At 55.1% G+C, this 15,866-nt stretch carries 13 protein-coding genes and 1 tRNA gene; all 14 read right to left on the bottom strand.

Annotated features, from left to right (window positions below; genetic code table 11):
- Positions 1 to 260, bottom strand: a 260-nt coding sequence (locus A8710_RS11905; protein ID WP_082968864.1) for a GTP-binding protein, incomplete at its 3' end; no start/stop codon positions are given.
- 67 nt (positions 261 to 327) lie between these two features.
- Positions 328 to 2,460, bottom strand: coding sequence for an elongation factor G (fusA, locus tag A8710_RS11900; protein ID WP_068861098.1), 2,133 nt, complete (start codon positions 2,458 to 2,460; stop codon positions 328 to 330).
- Between the two features lie 35 nt (positions 2,461 to 2,495).
- A complete protein-coding gene (rpsG, locus tag A8710_RS11895) occupies positions 2,496 to 2,966 on the bottom strand; it encodes a 30S ribosomal protein S7 (protein WP_068861097.1) in 471 nt (156 codons plus the stop codon).
- 76 nt (positions 2,967 to 3,042) lie between these two features.
- Positions 3,043 to 3,417, bottom strand: coding sequence for a 30S ribosomal protein S12 (gene rpsL / locus A8710_RS11890; protein WP_068861095.1), 375 nt, complete (start codon positions 3,415 to 3,417; stop codon positions 3,043 to 3,045).
- Positions 3,418 to 3,543: 126 nt separating this feature from the next.
- The gene (rpoC, locus tag A8710_RS11885; protein ID WP_068861093.1) at positions 3,544 to 7,749 is read right to left on the bottom strand and encodes a DNA-directed RNA polymerase subunit beta'; all 4,206 of its coding nucleotides are present in this window, start codon (positions 7,747 to 7,749) and stop codon (positions 3,544 to 3,546) included.
- Positions 7,750 to 7,821: 72 nt separating this feature from the next.
- On the bottom strand, positions 7,822 to 11,892 hold the full coding sequence (gene rpoB / locus A8710_RS11880) for a DNA-directed RNA polymerase subunit beta (RefSeq protein WP_068861091.1): 4,071 nt from the start codon (positions 11,890 to 11,892) through the stop codon (positions 7,822 to 7,824).
- Positions 11,893 to 12,105: 213 nt separating this feature from the next.
- On the bottom strand, positions 12,106 to 12,477 hold the full coding sequence (rplL, locus tag A8710_RS11875) for a 50S ribosomal protein L7/L12 (protein ID WP_068861089.1): 372 nt from the start codon (positions 12,475 to 12,477) through the stop codon (positions 12,106 to 12,108).
- A gap of 48 nt (positions 12,478 to 12,525) precedes the next feature.
- Complete coding sequence (rplJ, locus tag A8710_RS11870) at positions 12,526 to 13,032, bottom strand: 50S ribosomal protein L10 (RefSeq protein ID WP_068861087.1); 507 nt, start codon at positions 13,030 to 13,032, stop codon at positions 12,526 to 12,528.
- Between the two features lie 232 nt (positions 13,033 to 13,264).
- The gene (gene rplA, locus A8710_RS11865) at positions 13,265 to 13,966 is read right to left on the bottom strand and encodes a 50S ribosomal protein L1 (RefSeq protein ID WP_068861085.1); all 702 of its coding nucleotides are present in this window, start codon (positions 13,964 to 13,966) and stop codon (positions 13,265 to 13,267) included.
- 2 nt (positions 13,967 to 13,968) lie between these two features.
- Positions 13,969 to 14,400, bottom strand: coding sequence for a 50S ribosomal protein L11 (gene rplK, locus A8710_RS11860; RefSeq protein ID WP_068861083.1), 432 nt, complete (start codon positions 14,398 to 14,400; stop codon positions 13,969 to 13,971).
- A gap of 95 nt (positions 14,401 to 14,495) precedes the next feature.
- Positions 14,496 to 15,029 carry a transcription termination/antitermination protein NusG gene (gene nusG / locus A8710_RS11855; RefSeq protein WP_068861081.1) on the bottom strand — a complete coding sequence of 178 codons (534 nt, stop codon included), beginning with the start codon at positions 15,027 to 15,029 and terminating at the stop codon, positions 14,496 to 14,498.
- A gap of 11 nt (positions 15,030 to 15,040) precedes the next feature.
- On the bottom strand, positions 15,041 to 15,409 hold the full coding sequence (gene secE / locus A8710_RS11850; protein WP_068861079.1) for a preprotein translocase subunit SecE: 369 nt from the start codon (positions 15,407 to 15,409) through the stop codon (positions 15,041 to 15,043).
- A 47-nt stretch (positions 15,410 to 15,456) separates the two neighbouring features.
- Positions 15,457 to 15,532, bottom strand: a tRNA-Trp gene (locus tag A8710_RS11845).
- A 47-nt stretch (positions 15,533 to 15,579) separates the two neighbouring features.
- The coding region (locus A8710_RS11840; protein WP_454557332.1) for an EF-Tu C-terminal domain-related protein at positions 15,580 to 15,866 on the bottom strand (287 nt) is incomplete at its 5' end.

The following is a 15,866-nucleotide window of genomic DNA, read 5'->3' as shown; positions in this document are numbered from 1 at the left end:
TCAGCGTGACCTGGGCAGTCAACGTGAGCGTAGTGACGGATCGGGCTGTCGTATTCAACGTGAGCGGTGTTAATCGTGATACCACGGGCCTTTTCTTCTGGCGCGGAGTCGATCTGGTCGTAGCCCTTAGCTTCGCCGCCGTACAGCTTGGCGCAGTTAGTTGCGATTGCTGCGGTCAGTGTGGTTTTACCGTGGTCAACGTGACCAATGGTGCCGACGTTCACGTGCGGCTTGTTACGTTCAAACTTTGCCTTTGCCATGATTTTTTCCTCAATCTAAATTAGTTAGCGCCCTCACCTGCATCAGGTAAGGGCGCGATGCTAAGAGTTACTCGCCTGCGGCGCGCTTAGCGGTGTACTTGGTGATGATCGCATCAGCCACGTTCTTCGGTGTTTCAGCGTACTTAGCGAATTCCATGGTGAAAGTCGCACGACCCTGAGACATCGAACGCATGTCTGTGGCGTAACCGAACATGTCCGAGAGCGGAACTTCGGCGCGAATGGCCTTAGTGCCGCCTGGCAGATCGTCCATCCCTTGCAGAGCACCACGACGGCGACTTAAGTCACCCATGATGTCGCCCATGTAGTCTTCCGGTGTTTCCACTTCGACTTTCATAATGGGTTCAAGCAGGACTGGATGGGCATCCATGAAGCCCTTCTTGAAACCCATGCTGGCTGCAATTTTGAACGCCATTTCGTTGGAGTCAACGTCATGGTAGGAGCCGTCGTACAGCGTGGCGCGAATGCCCACGATCGGATAGCCGGCGAGCACGCCATTGGCCATCTGCTCTTGGATACCCTTGTCGACCGCACCGAAGTATTCCTTCGGAACCGTACCGCCCACAACCTTCTCAACGAACTCGTAATCCTTGCCTTCCTCGTTACCGTAAATCGGATCGAGCTTGAGCAGGACGTGACCGTATTGACCACGGCCACCGGACTGACGAACGAACTTGCCTTCGGTATCGACCGAGCGACGGATCGTTTCACGGTAGGCCACCTGTGGCTTACCGATGTTGGCTTCAACACCGAACTCGCGACGCATACGGTCAACGAGAATGTCAAGGTGAAGCTCGCCCATGCCGGAGATGATGGTCTGGCCGGACTCTTCGTCTGTACGCACACGGAATGATGGATCTTCCTTGGCGAGACGACCGAGAGCGGTAGACATCTTTTCTTGGTCAGCCTTGGTCTTCGGCTCAACAGCAACCGAAATCACCGGCTCTGGGAACTCCATACGCTCAAGCGTGATGATCTTGTTTTCGTCACAGAGGGTATCACCCGTCGTAACGTCCTTAAGACCAACGCAAGCAGCGATGTCGCCCGCACGGATTTCCGAGATTTCTTCACGCTGGTTGGCGTGCATCTGCAGAATACGACCGATACGCTCTTTCTTACCCTTAACTGGGTTCCAAACCGCATCACCCGACTTCAAAACGCCGGAGTAGCAACGAACGAAGGTCAAGTTACCCACGAACTTATCGTTCATGATCTTGAACGCAAGCGCGGAGAACGGCTCTTCATCGGAAGCCACACGGAAGCCTTCTGACTCATCCTTGTCATCCAGAATACCGGACACAGGCTTAACGTCATTGGGCGCGGGCAGGTAACGAATCACCGCATCAAGCATGGCTTGAACGCCCTTGTTTTTGAATGCCGAGCCGCAGAGCATTGGGTGGATTTCGCCAGCCAATGTACGCATGCGGATAGCTTGGTGAATCTGCTCTTCGGTCAGATCGCCATTCTCCAGGTACTCGTTCATCAGCTCTTCGGAAGCTTCCGCTGCGGATTCAACGAGGTTGGAGCGCCATTTGTTGCATTCGTCTTGCAGAGCAGCCGGAATGTCACGGGCATCAAACTTCATACCTTGCGAGGCTTCATCCCAATAGATGGCCTTCATGGTGATGAGGTCGACGATACCTTCGAAATCTTCTTCGGCACCGATTGGCACGCACAGTGGAACTGGGTTGCCACCGAGGCGAAGCTTCATCTGCTCAACAACGCGGAAGAAGTTGGCACCGGTACGGTCCATCTTGTTCACGAAGGCGAGACGTGGAACTTTGTACTTGTTGGCCTGACGCCAAACAGTCTCGGACTGCGGCTGCACGCCACCAACGGCACAATAGACCATGCACGCACCGTCGAGGACGCGCATCGAGCGCTCCACTTCGATGGTGAAGTCAACGTGACCCGGGGTGTCAATGATGTTGATCTGGTGCGGCTCAAACTGCTTGGCCATACCGGACCAGAAGCAAGTCGTAGCAGCAGAAGTAATGGTAATACCACGCTCCTGCTCCTGCTCCATCCAGTCCATGGTCGCTGCGCCGTCATGAACTTCACCGATTTTGTGGTTCACACCGGTGTAGAACAGTACACGCTCAGTCGTCGTGGTTTTGCCGGCGTCGATATGCGCCGAGATACCAATGTTGCGGTATCGGTTAAGCGGGGTAGTTCTAGCCACTGAATAATCCTCAGCCTGAAATTAACGACGTGTCATTAGAAACGGTAGTGCGCGAAAGCCTTGTTGGCTTCGGCCATACGGTGCACATCTTCACGCTTCTTGATTGCAGCGCCCTTACCTTCAGCGGCATCCAGCAATTCGCCAGCAAGACGAAGAGCCATGGTCTTTTCCGAACGCTTACGCGCGCAGTCCACTAACCAGCGCATGGCCAGGGCAGTACGACGGGAGGGACGTACTTCCATGGGTACCTGATAGGTGGCACCACCGACACGACGAGCCTTTACTTCGACCATCGGACGCAGCTTTTCCAGAACCGTTTCGAAGAATTCGACTGGGTTGCCCTTGTTCTTTTCTGCAACGCGAGCGAGCGCGCCGTAAACAATGGATTCTGCTGTCGACTTCTTGCCGGATTCCATCACCTGGTTCATGAACTTGGCGAGGGTCTGGCTTCCGAATTTTGGATCCGGAAGGATTTCACGTGCTGCTACAACTCTTCTTCTTGGCATGACTCTATGAACCTTTAATTAAGCTTCAGGGTGATCCGGGACAAAGTATTCCGCCCGGCCTTACTGCAACCGAAAATTACTTCTTCGGACGCTTAGCACCGTACTTGGAACGCGACTGCATACGGCCTTTAACGCCTGCGCAATCGAGGGAACCACGAACGGTGTGATAACGAACACCGGGGAGATCCTTAACACGACCGCCGCGGATAAGCACAACACTGTGCTCTTGCAAGTTGTGGCCTTCACCACCGATGTACGAGCTCACTTCGAAACCCGAAGTCAGACGAACACGGCAAACCTTACGGAGAGCCGAGTTCGGCTTCTTTGGGGTTGTGGTGTAAACACGTGTACAGACACCACGACGCTGTGGGCTGCCTTTAAGTGCCGGCACACCGGACTTTTCGACCAGTGCTTGGCGACCCTTACGGATCAATTGATTGGTTGTTGCCATAGCGGCCCTACTCTCCCGTTATAAATCGCAACTGAAAAGAGACCAATAAAGGCCTTTTTTCAGGGTTGCGCATTCTATGAGCAGTGCTCGCCCCCGTCAAGGAACGATCACTGCCCGATTTTTACCTCAGCCTTCGAAATTGAGGGCTTCAGTCAAAGCTTGTTCTACATCAGCTGCCGTTGGACCTTGAGCCAGCGTCAGAGCATCGAGACGCTCTTGACGACGACGGGCATGGTAGGCAAAGCCTGTACCCGCTGGAATCAGACGACCCACAACGACGTTTTCTTTCAAGCCACGCAGGTCATCTTCCTTGCCGGTCACAGCCGCTTCGGTCAGAACACGCGTGGTTTCTTGGAACGATGCCGCCGAAATGAACGATTCGGTCGACAGCGATGCCTTAGTGATACCCATGAGCACGCGCTCATATTTCGCCGGGAACTTACCGGCTGCCAGCAGCACTTCGGTCTCTTCCAGAACGCGAGCCAGCTCAACCTGTTCACCCTTAATGAAGGCGCTATCACCGTTTTCGGTGATTTCAACTTTGCGCAGCATCTGGCGAATAATCACTTCGATGTGCTTGTCGTTGATCTTCACGCCCTGCAGACGGTAAACGTCTTGCACTTCATTAACGATGTACGTGGCCAGCGCGGTTTCACCCTTGAGACGCAGAATGTCATGCGGGCTCTGCGGACCATCAGACACCACTTCGCCACGCGACACACGCTCGCCTTCGAAGATGTTGATGGAGCGCCACTTAGGGATCAGCTCTTCGTACACTTCACTGCCGTCATCCGGCGTGATGATGAGACGATGCTTACCCTTGGTTTCCTTACCGAAGCTCACAATACCGCTGGTCTCAGCCAAGATGGCTGGTTCCTTCGGCTTACGCGCTTCGAACAAGTCAGCCACACGCGGCAAACCACCGGTGATGTCACGGGTCTTCGACGATTCCTGTGGAATACGACCCACAACTTCACCAACACCCACGACAGCGCCGTCTTGCAGCGCAGTAATGGAGCCTGGTGGCAGGAAGTACTGGGCTGGCTGCTCAGTGCCTTCGATGTTAATGACATTGCCTTTGGCATCAACCAAACGCACGGCTGGACGCAAGTCCTTACCGGCGGCTGGACGATCCTTAGGATCCATAATTTCGATGTTGGTCAGGCCGGTCAGTTCGTCGGTCTGGTGACGCACGGTGATGCTGTCTTCCATATCAACAAACTTCACGCGACCCGTCTGCTCGGTGATGATCGGGTGGGTATGCGGATCCCAGGTAGCCACGATCTGGCCGCCCTTCACTTCCTGACCATCCACTACCGACAGCACGGCACCGTAAGGCAGCTTATAACGCTCACGCTCACGACCACGGGCATCAGCAATACCGATTTCACCGGAACGCGAAACGGCCACGAGGTTGCCATTCGACTGCTGTACAGTCTTGATGTTGTGCAGACGCGCTTTACCGTCGTTACGGATTTGCACGCTGGAAACGGCCGAAGCACGGCTCGCGGCACCACCGATGTGGAAGGTACGCATGGTCAGCTGGGTACCCGGCTCACCGATCGACTGCGCAGCCATAACACCAATGGACTCACCGATGTTGACGCGATGACCACGGGCCAAATCACGGCCGTAGCACATCGAGCAAACGCCGAAGCGCGTTTCACAGGTGATCACGGAACGGCCATAGACTTCGTCTACACCAGCCAATTCCAGACGATCCACCCACTTCTCATCGAGCAAGGTGCCGGCAGGCGCCAAGACTTCATCAGTGCCTGGCACCAGAATGTCTTTCGCGACCACACGACCCAGTACGCGCTCGCGCAGCGGCTCAACGATATCGCCACCTTCGATCAGTGGTGTCATCAGAACGCCGCGTGTCGTACCGCAATCGTTAACGGTAACCACGAGATCCTGAGCAACGTCAACGAGACGGCGGGTCAGGTAACCGGAGTTAGCAGTCTTCAACGCCGTATCCGCGAGGCCCTTACGAGCACCGTGGGTGGAGATGAAGTACTGAAGAACCGTCAAGCCTTCACGGAAGTTCGCCTTAATTGGCGTTTCAATGATGGAGCCGTCTGGCTTAGCCATGAGGCCACGCATACCGGCGAGCTGACGAATCTGTGCAGCCGAACCACGCGCACCGGAATCGGCCATGATGAAGATCGAGTTGAACGACTTCTGGCTTTCTTCCACGCCCTGCTTGTTGATGACCTTCTCCGTGGAGAGGTTGTCCATCATTGCCTTGGCGACTTGTTCGTTAGTACGCGACCAGATGTCCACGACCTTGTTGTAACGCTCACCCTTGGTGACCAGACCGGAAGCGAACTGCGATTCAATTTCACGCACTTCTTCTTCAGCGCCGCCAATGATCTTGGCTTTGGCTTCTGGAATGACCATGTCTTCCATGCCGACGGAAACGCCGGAGTAGGTCGCCTGGGCAAAGCCGAGGTACATCAGTTGGTCAGCGAAGATCACCGTGTCTTTCAGACCCAGCACGCGGTAGCAGCTGTTCAGAAGACGCGAAATGTTCTTCTTGGTCATGGCCTGGTTGATCAGCTCGAACGGCAAGCCCTTGGGCACGATATTCCACAACAAGCAACGGCCTGGTGTGGTGTCGGCGAGGAACTTACGCTCAACCTTTTCACCGTCGTCATTGATGGTGACTTCGTTGATACGAACCTTGATGCGCGTATGAACTTCAACAAACTTGTTGCCGAGCGCACGCGTCACTTCGGCGAAGTCAGCGAAGATCATGCCCTCACCCTTGCCGTTCACACGGTCACGGGTGATGTAGTAGAGACCGAGCACCACGTCCTGCGACGGCACGATGATAGGCTCACCGTTGGCTGGCGACAGAATGTTGTTGGTCGACATCATCAGCGCACGCGCTTCGAGCTGGGCTTCCAGCGTCAGCGGCACGTGGACAGCCATTTGGTCACCGTCGAAGTCGGCGTTGAATGCCGTACAGACGAGCGGATGCAACTGGATTGCCTTACCTTCAATCAGTACCGGTTCGAACGCTTGCAGACCGAGACGGTGAAGTGTCGGCGCGCGGTTCAGCATGACCGGATGTTCGCGAATCACGTCGGCGAGAATATCCCAGACTTCCGGGGTTTCGCGCTCAACCATCTTCTTCGCGGCTTTAATGGTGGTTGCCAAGCCTTGGGCCTGTAACTTGCCAAAAATAAACGGCTTGAATAGTTCAAGCGCCATCTTCTTAGGCAAACCACACTGGTGCAGACGCAGTGTTGGGCCCACGGTGATGACGGAACGGCCGGAGTAATCGACGCGCTTACCGAGCAAGTTCTGACGGAAACGACCCTGCTTACCCTTGATCATGTCGGCCAAGGATTTCAGTGGGCGCTTGTTGGTACCGGTAATGGCACGACCGCGACGGCCGTTATCCAACAGGGCGTCAACCGCTTCCTGCAACATACGCTTTTCGTTGCGCACGATGATGTCTGGCGCGCTCAAGTCGAGCAGACGCTTGAGACGGTTGTTACGGTTGATCACGCGACGGTAAAGGTCGTTCAGATCGGAGGTCGCAAAGCGGCCGCCATCAAGTGGAACCAGCGGGCGCAGGTCTGGCGGCAGAACCGGCAGAACCGTCATAACCATCCACTCTGGCTTGTTGCCCGAGTTCAGGAACGATTCAACCAGCTTGAGACGCTTGGACAGCTTCTTCAGCTTGGTTTCCGACGAGGTAGCTGGAATTTCTTCGCGCAGACGTACGACTTCGTTTTCGAGGTCGATGTCGGCCAGCAGAGCCTGAATGGCTTCGGCACCCATGCGGGCATCGAACTCATCGCCGTGCTCTTCGAGGGCGGTGTAGTACTCTTCGTCATTGAGCAGCTGACCCTTTTCGAGGGTGGTCATGCCGGCATCGATAACAACAAAATTTTCGAAATAAAGCACGCGCTCGATGTCACGCAGGGTCATGTCCAGCAGCAGGCCGATACGCGACGGCAGCGACTTCAAGAACCAGATGTGCGCGGTTGGCGATGCCAGTTCGATGTGACCCATGCGCTCACGGCGTACTTTCGCCATGGTGACTTCAACGCCACACTTTTCGCAGATGACACCACGGAACTTCATGCGCTTGTACTTACCGCACAGGCACTCGTAGTCCTTGATCGGGCCAAAGATTTTGGCGCAGAACAGGCCATCACGCTCTGGTTTGAACGTGCGGTAATTAATGGTTTCCGGCTTTTTAACTTCGCCGAATGACCAGGAACGGATCAGGTCTGGCGAGGCCAGGCCGATGCGGATGCGGTCGAACTCTTCGACATCACTTCCCTGGTTGCGCAGTTGGCTGAGCAGATCTTTCAAGGCAATTCTCCCAAAGCAACTTGTGGGGACGGCGTGCGCGACTTGGTCGCCACACGCCGCCTCTCGTCAGGCTTACTCGTTGTCCAGTTCCATGTTGATCGCGAGCGACCGGATTTCCTTCACGAGTACGTTGAAGGACTCTGGCATGCCCGGCTCCATACGGTGATCGCCGTCGACAATGTTCTTGTAGACGCGGGTACGGCCGTTCACATCGTCGGACTTCACCGTCAGCATTTCCTGCAAGGTGTAAGCCGCGCCGTAGGCCTGAAGTGCCCAGCACTCCATTTCCCCGAAACGCTGACCACCGAACTGCGCCTTACCACCCAGCGGCTGCTGAGTAACGAGCGAGTAGGAGCCGGTCGAACGCGCATGCATCTTGTCATCAACCAAATGGTTGAGCTTGAGCATGTACATGTAGCCGACGGTAACCTGGCGATCGAAACGCTCACCGGTACGGCCGTCATAGAGCCACTGCTGACCGTTCTCGTTCTGGCCTGCCAGCTTCAGCAGCGCCTTGATCTCGGACTCGTGAGCACCGTCGAATACCGGCGTCGCGATGGGCACACCGGCGCGCAGGTTCTTCGCCAGAGCGGCCACTTCGTCGTCAGTCAACGAACTGATCTGTTCTTGCTGACCGCCCACACCGTTGTAGATCTGGTCGAGGTACTTACGTACTTCACTGATCTTGCGCTGCTCATCGAGCATCTCGCCGATACGCTGGCCGAGACCCTTAGCCGCCCAACCGAGGTGGGTTTCGAGAATCTGACCGACGTTCATACGCGACGGAACGCCAAGCGGGTTAAGCACGATGTCTACGGGTTCGCCATGCTCGTCATGCGGCATGTCTTCCACTGGCATGATGATGGACACCACACCCTTGTTACCGTGACGACCAGCCATCTTGTCGCCTGGCTGGATGCGACGCTTCACCGCCAGATAGACTTTGACGACCTTGAGAACGCCATGCGCGAGGTCGTCGCCCGTGGTGATCTTGCGCTTCTTGTCTTCGAACTTCGCTTCGATGTCGGCCTGACGCTCAGCGAGGAAGGCTTGAGCCTTTTCTAGCTGCTCAGCAACCAGCTCGTCCGCCGGACGCAATTCGAACCACTTAGCCAGCTCCATGCCGTACAGATCTTCTTCTGTCAGCACAGCGCCTTTCTTGAAGCCAGCACCGCCATTAACCTTCTGACCGGTCAGGGCTTCACGCAGACGCGCAGCCGTGGCCTCTTCGAAGATACGGTACTCTTCCTTCAAGTCCTTGCGGTATTCGTCTAGCTGAGCCTTTTCAATGGCCTTTGCACGTGGATCTTTTTCGATACCATCGCGAGTAAAGACTTGCACGTCGATGACCGTGCCTTTGGTGCCGGACGGCACGCGCAGGGACGAGTCTTTAACGTCAGACGCCTTCTCACCGAAGATGGCACGCAACAGCTTCTCTTCTGGAGACAGCTGGGTTTCGCCTTTCGGCGTAACCTTGCCCACCAGAATGTCGCCGGCATTGACTTCAGCACCGATGTAAACAATGCCTGACTCGTCCAGCTTGGAGAGTGCAGCTTCGCCTACGTTCGGGATGTCAGCGGTAATTTCTTCCGCACCCAGCTTGGTGTCACGCGCAATACATGACAGTTCCTGGATGTGGATGGAGGTGAAACGGTCTTCCTTAACAACACGCTCCGACAGGAGGATGGAGTCTTCGAAGTTGTAACCGTTCCACGGCATGAACGCGACGCGCATGTTCTGACCCAGCGCCAGCTCACCGAGATCCACGGATGGACCATCAGCCAGCGTGTCGCCACGCTCAACCACGTCACCGACTTTGACCAGCGCACGCTGGTTGATGCAGGTGTTTTGGTTGGAGCGGGTGTACTTGGTCAGGTTGTAGATGTCGGCACCGGCTTCGCCGAGCACAACTTCATCATTCTTAACGCGAACCACGATACGTGCGGCATCAACATAGTCGATCACGCCACCGCGACGAGCCATGACGCAAACGCCGGAGTCACGCGCAACATAGCGCTCCATGCCGGTGCCCACGAGTGGCTTTTCCGAACGCAGAGTCGGCACGGCCTGACGCTGCATGTTCGAACCCATGAGGGCGCGGTTAGCATCGTCGTGCTCAAGGAACGGAATCAGCGACGCAGCGACCGATACCACCTGGCGCGGCGACACGTCCATGAACGTCACCTTCTCAGGTGTCATCACGGTGAATTCGTTCTTGTGACGAACGTCTACCAAGTCATCGATCAGCATGCCTTTGGAGTCAACCCCAGAGTCAGCCTGCGCAATGACCTGATCCGCTTCTTCGATGGCGGACAGATAGACATAGTCGTCGGTGACCTTGCCATCAATAACCTTGCGGTAGGGCGACTCAAGGAAGCCATACTCGTTGGTGCGGGCAAAGCTCGAGAGCGAGTTGATCAGACCAATGTTCGGACCTTCCGGCGTTTCGATTGGACACACACGACCGTAGTGCGTTGGGTGGACGTCACGCACTTCGAAGCCAGCGCGCTCACGCGTCAAACCGCCCGGGCCAAGCGCGGAAACGCGGCGCTTGTGGGTAATTTCCGAGAGCGGATTGTTTTGGTCCATGAACTGCGAAAGCTGCGAGGAACCAAAGAATTCCTTGATAGCTGCAGACACCGGCTTGGCGTTAATCAAGTCCTGTGGCATGAGGTTGTCGGACTCTGCCATCGACAGACGTTCCTTGACCGCACGTTCAACACGAACCAGACCAACACGGAATTGGTTCTCGGTCATTTCACCGACGGAACGGATACGACGGTTGCCGAGGTGATCGATGTCATCGACTTCGCCCTTACCGTTACGGATATCGATCATGCCCTTGAGCACGGCAACGATATCTTCACGCGACAGCACGCCTTCGCCAGTGTCGATGTCACGGCCCAGACGACGGTTGAACTTCATGCGGCCAACGGCCGACAGGTCGTAACGCTCTGCCGAGAAGAACAAGTTCTTGAACAGGTTCTCAGCCGCATCCTTAGTGGGCGGCTCGCCCGGACGCATCATGCGATAGATTTCGACCAGGGCTTCCAGCTCCGAACGGGCAGGATCTGCGCGCAGGGTGTCGGCCAAGAACGGACCACGGTCCAGATCGTTGGTGTACAGAATGCCGAACGACTTAATGCCGGCTTGGCCAACTTTCTTCAGTACTTCGTCATTGAGAATCGTGTTGCATTCTGCAATAACTTCACCCGTGTGCTGGTTGACCAGGGCTTTGCCGTTGACCTTGCCGAACAGATACTCTGGTGGAATATCGAGCTGAGTCAGACCCGCTTTTTCGATGTCACGGATGTGGCGCGCAGTAATACGGCGACCCGCTTCAACGATGACTTTACCCTTGGCCATAATGTCAAAGGTTGCGGTCTCACCACGCAGACGCTCGGCGACGAGGTCTAACTTGAACTGACCATCTTCAATATGAATGGTGCTGAACTCGAAGAACATTTCCAGCATTTCTTCAGAGCTATAACCTAGCGCACGCAGCATGATGGTGGCCGGCAATTTACGACGACGGTCAATACGTGCGAATACCAGGTCCTTCGGATCGAACTCAAAGTCCAACCACGAACCACGGTAAGGAATGATGCGGGCGTTATACAACAGCTTACCGGACGAGTGCGTCTTGCCCTTGTCGTGATCGAAGAACACGCCAGGGGAACGATGCAGCTGCGACACAATGACACGCTCGGTGCCATTGATGATGAAGGTGCCATTCTCAGTCATGAGCGGCATTTCGCCCATGTAGACTTCCTGTTCGCGGATGTCTTTGATGGTCTTTACGGAAGCTTCACGATCATAAATGATCAGACGAATCTTCACGCGCAACGGCGCAGCATAAGTTACGCCACGCAATACGCATTCACGTACATCGAACATCGGGTTGCCGAGGTTGTACTCAACGAACTCGAGGGCGGCGTTGCCGGAATAACTGACGATAGGGAACACGGAACGGAACGCTGCCTGCAGGCCAACATCTTCGCGGCCTTTGGCGCTTTTGCCATCTTGCAGGAAGGCTCTATACGAGTCCACCTGAATGGCCAGAAGATACGGCACGTCCATCAATGACGGGAGCTTGCCGAAGTTCTTTCGGATGCGTTTCTTCTCGGTATATGAGTATGCCATCTGGGTCCTCAACTGTGCTTGAGCCTCGTGAAAAGGCGCCGCTTCGTGCTGCAAAGCGACGGCCTAAGCACTGATAGATCAGAGCTTAGGCCGGCACTTTGGCCTATGTTCTTAATTCATTTCCGCATTAACGGAAAAAGGCCGGAGGCTCCGTGGAGCCTCCAGCCGTGCTGCATGCCGGGCTTAGCCCGTGCGGCACTGTAAAGCCAAGACTTACTTGACTTCGACAGTGGCGCCAGCTTCTTCCAACTTCTTCTTGATTTCGGCAGCTTCGTCTTTCGACACAGCTTCCTTAACAGCCTTAGGAGCCGCTTCAACCAGATCCTTAGCTTCTTTCAAGCCCAGGCCGGTGATTTCGCGAACAACCTTAATGACCGCAACCTTGTTACCACCGAAGCTGGTCATAACAACGTTGAATTCAGTCTGTTCTTCAGCAACAGCAGCGCCAGCACCCGGAGCAGCAGCAACGGCAACAGCAGCGGCCGACACGCCGAACTTTTCTTCAACAGCCGAAATCAGGTCGACCAGTTCCATCACGGTCATTTCAGCTACGGCATTCAGAATATCATCTTTGGACAGAGCCATTTTTCGTCTCCCAACGGGGTTTCAATAGGTGTTGATTTCAAGCAGCAATCAAGCAGCTTCTTTCTGTTCTTTGACCGACGTCATCAGTCGGGCGAACTTCGAGATAGGCGCCTGAAGCACAGATGCGAACATCGTCAGAGCCTGTTCACGGTTCGGCAGCTTGGCGACGACATCGATGTCTTTCGCGCCATAGAGCTTGCCGTCAATGGACAGAGCCTTCACTTCCAACGGAGCTTTCGGATTGTCTTTCAAGAAGTCTTGGAAGATACGAGCAGCAGCGCCCATGTCATTCTCGGACAACGAAAGCGCAATGATGCTTGGTCCGACCAGCGATGCATCCAATACTTCAAACGAAGTACCAGCGATCGCGCGACGTGCCAGCGTGTTACGAACAACGCGCAGGTACACATCTTGTTCGCGAGCCTTTGTGCGCAGCTGAGTCAGCTGGCCCACAGTGAGACCGCGATAGTCGGCGACAACAGCTGCGAAAGCACCGGAAGCTGCCTTATTAACGGCAGCGACGATCTCTCTTTTATCTTCAATACGAAGAGTCACTGTAACCTCCTTCCACTAAGTTCATCGGCGGCAAAACCGCCGACCCCATGCAATCTTGCGATTGCGCGCGGGGGTTACAGAGCCTTTGAGCTTGAAACCACACCGCGTCTACGCAGGCTGATGTTTTAAGTCGTGTCATCGGCAAGCCGAGCACAACGCCTGTGGTCTTTAACGCTCGCCCGCGAACGGGCGACTTCAAAGTCCATGTGTAAGCCCTAAGGCCTACGAATTTTTACGCTGTTGCGCCCAGTGTGGACAGGTCGATGGCCAAGCCTGGGCCCATCGTTGTCGACAGGGTTACCTTCTTCAGGTAAACACCCTTGCTGGTTGCTGGCTTAGCTTTCTTCAAATCGGAAACCAAGGCTTCAACGTTTTGCTTGATCGCATCAGCCGAGAAATCGACCTGGCCAACAGCGGCGTGAATGATACCGCCCTTGTCAACGCGGTAGCGCGCCTGACCGGCCTTGGCATTTTTCACAGCACCGGCGACGTCTGGCGTCACAGTACCGACTTTCGGGTTTGGCATCAGACCACGTGGGCCGAGAACCGTACCGAGCTTACCGACAACGCGCATGGCGTCTGGCGAAGCGATAACGACATCAAAGTCCAAATTGCCGGCCAGAATCGACTCAGCCAGGTCATCAAAACCGACCACATCGGCGCCTGCAGCCTTGGCGGCTTCAGCGTTTGCGCCCTGAGCGAAAACAGCAACGCGAACAGTCTTGCCGGTACCCGCTGGCAGAACTGTGGCGCCACGAACCACTTGGTCCGACTTACGTGGATCGATGCCGAGGTTTACAGCAACATCGATCGACTCTTTGAACTTGGCGGGCTGCAGCGCAGCTAAAAACGCAACAGCTTCCTCGATGCTGTAGAGCTTGCCTGGAACCAATTTGGCTTTAATAGCGGCCTGACGCTTGCTTAACTTAGCCATGATCAGACTCCTTCTACTTCAAGACCCATGGAACGTGCAGAACCGGCGATCGTACGCACGGCAGCATCCATGTCGGCAGCCGTCAAATCGGCCTTCTTAGTGGTAGCAATTTCTTCGAGCTGGGCACGAGTTACCTTGCCAACCTTCTGTGTGTTTGGACGCGGCGAACCACTCTTCAGGCCAGCGGCCTTCTTGAGCAGGTAAGTTGCCGGCGGCGTCTTCATCACAAAAGTGAATGAGCGATCGGAATAAACCGTGATCACGACAGGAATGGGCTGGCCCACTTCCATTTTCTGCGTGGCAGCGTTAAATGCCTTACAGAATTCCATGATGTTTACGCCTTTCTGACCCAGTGCTGGGCCGATGGGTGGCGACGGGTTTGCCTTGCCTGCAGGAACCTGCAGCTTGATGTAGGCATCAATTTTCTTAGCCATGGTACTACTCCGTGGGTGCTAGCGCCTTACGGCTCCCCAAGTTCAATCACGCAGCCTATCTGCATGACGAAACGCCCCCGAAGGGACGTATTAGCTCAGACCTTTTCGACCTGAGTAAATTCGAGCTCAACCGGGGTTGAACGGCCGAAAATCATCACCGCAACACGCAGGCGACTCTTCTCGTAGTTAACTTCTTCAACAGTGCCGTTGAAATCTGCAAACGGACCATCAGAGACACGAACCATTTCGCCCGGCTCAAACAACGTCTTCGGACGCGGTGCATCCACCGTCGTACGAACACGATTCAGAATGGCCTCAGCTTCACGATCACTAATTGGGGCCGGCTTATCTGCCTTGCCACCAATAAAACCCATGACCTTTGGGCACTCTTTCACGAGATGCCATGTCTCTTCCGACATTTCCATTTGAACCAGAACATAGCCTGGGAAAAACTTGCGCTCAGTCTTACGCTTCACGCCATTTTTCATTTCAACGACTTCTTCGGTTGGCACGAGGATGTCACCGAAGCGGTCCTCCATTTCTGCCAAACGAACTCGCTCCGTTAAGGAGCGCATGACTTGCTTCTCGAAGCCCGAGTAGGCGTGCACAACAAACCAACGCTTGCTCATATTGACTCCGATTAACCAATGACCGCAGAAATTGCAAAGCCAAACAACGAGTCCATGCCCCACAACAGCAGCGACATAATGACCACAACCACGAGAACGATTAATGTGGTCTGTGAGGTCTCTTGGCGAGTCGGCCAAACAACCTTACGCAACTCAACCTGAGCCTGCTGCAGGAGATCGATAAAAGACTTACCTTGCAATGTCAGCGCAGCCAAGACCAATGCCGCAACGCCCAAGGCCGTCATGAGCAGACCACGCAGCACCAGCGACATCTCTGGCAGCATACGATTTACCAAAGCAGCAGCTGCGATCAGCGCAATCGCTACGACCCACTTCATTGTATTTTTAGGGTCACGAACCGTTTCGACTGGTGCCGTCATAAATCAGACTCTCAGACACGAAAAAAACGCGTTACCGCGCTTGAATATGGCAGGCCAGGAGGGACTCGAACCCCCAACACCCGGTTTTGGAGACCGGTGCTCTACCAATTGAACTACTGGCCTAAACAAGTACAACAGGCTGAGGGCGAACCCTCAGCCTTTATTCACCCTTAGGCGAAGATCTTGGCCACGACGCCGGCGCCGACGGTACGACCGCCTTCACGAATGGCGAAACGCAGACCTTCTTCCATGGCGATCGGAGCGATCAGGGTGACGTTCACCTTGATGTTGTCGCCTGGCATAACCATCTCAACGCCTTCTGGCAGTTCGATAGCGCCAGTTACGTCCGTTGTACGGAAGTAGAACTGTGGACGGTAGCCCTTGAAGAATGGCGTGTGACGACCACCTTCTTCTTTGGCCAGAACGTAGATTTCCGACTCAAAGGAAGTGTGTGGCT

It is taken from the genome of Perlucidibaca aquatica (genome assembly GCF_001676655.1).
Classification (GTDB): Bacteria; Pseudomonadota; Gammaproteobacteria; order Pseudomonadales; family Moraxellaceae; genus Perlucidibaca; species Perlucidibaca aquatica.
This window is presented reverse-complemented; position numbering and strand designations above follow the sequence as displayed.

Excerpts from the sequence above, each read along its gene's own strand:
- secE (WP_068861079.1), bottom strand. The coding sequence starts at position 15,409 with ATGACGGCACCAGTCGAAACGGTTCGTGACCCTAAAAATACAATGAAG.
- rplK (WP_068861083.1), bottom strand. The coding sequence starts at position 14,400 with ATGGCTAAGAAAATTGATGCCTACATCAAGCTGCAGGTTCCTGCAGGC.
- rpsG (WP_068861097.1), bottom strand. The coding sequence starts at position 2,966 with ATGCCAAGAAGAAGAGTTGTAGCAGCACGTGAAATCCTTCCGGATCCA.
- rpoB (WP_068861091.1), bottom strand. The coding sequence starts at position 11,892 with ATGGCATACTCATATACCGAGAAGAAACGCATCCGAAAGAACTTCGGC.
- rplL (WP_068861089.1), bottom strand. The coding sequence starts at position 12,477 with ATGGCTCTGTCCAAAGATGATATTCTGAATGCCGTAGCTGAAATGACC.
- nusG (WP_068861081.1), bottom strand. The coding sequence starts at position 15,029 with ATGAGCAAGCGTTGGTTTGTTGTGCACGCCTACTCGGGCTTCGAGAAG.
- rpsL (WP_068861095.1), bottom strand. The coding sequence starts at position 3,417 with ATGGCAACAACCAATCAATTGATCCGTAAGGGTCGCCAAGCACTGGTC.
- rplA (WP_068861085.1), bottom strand. The coding sequence starts at position 13,966 with ATGGCTAAGTTAAGCAAGCGTCAGGCCGCTATTAAAGCCAAATTGGTT.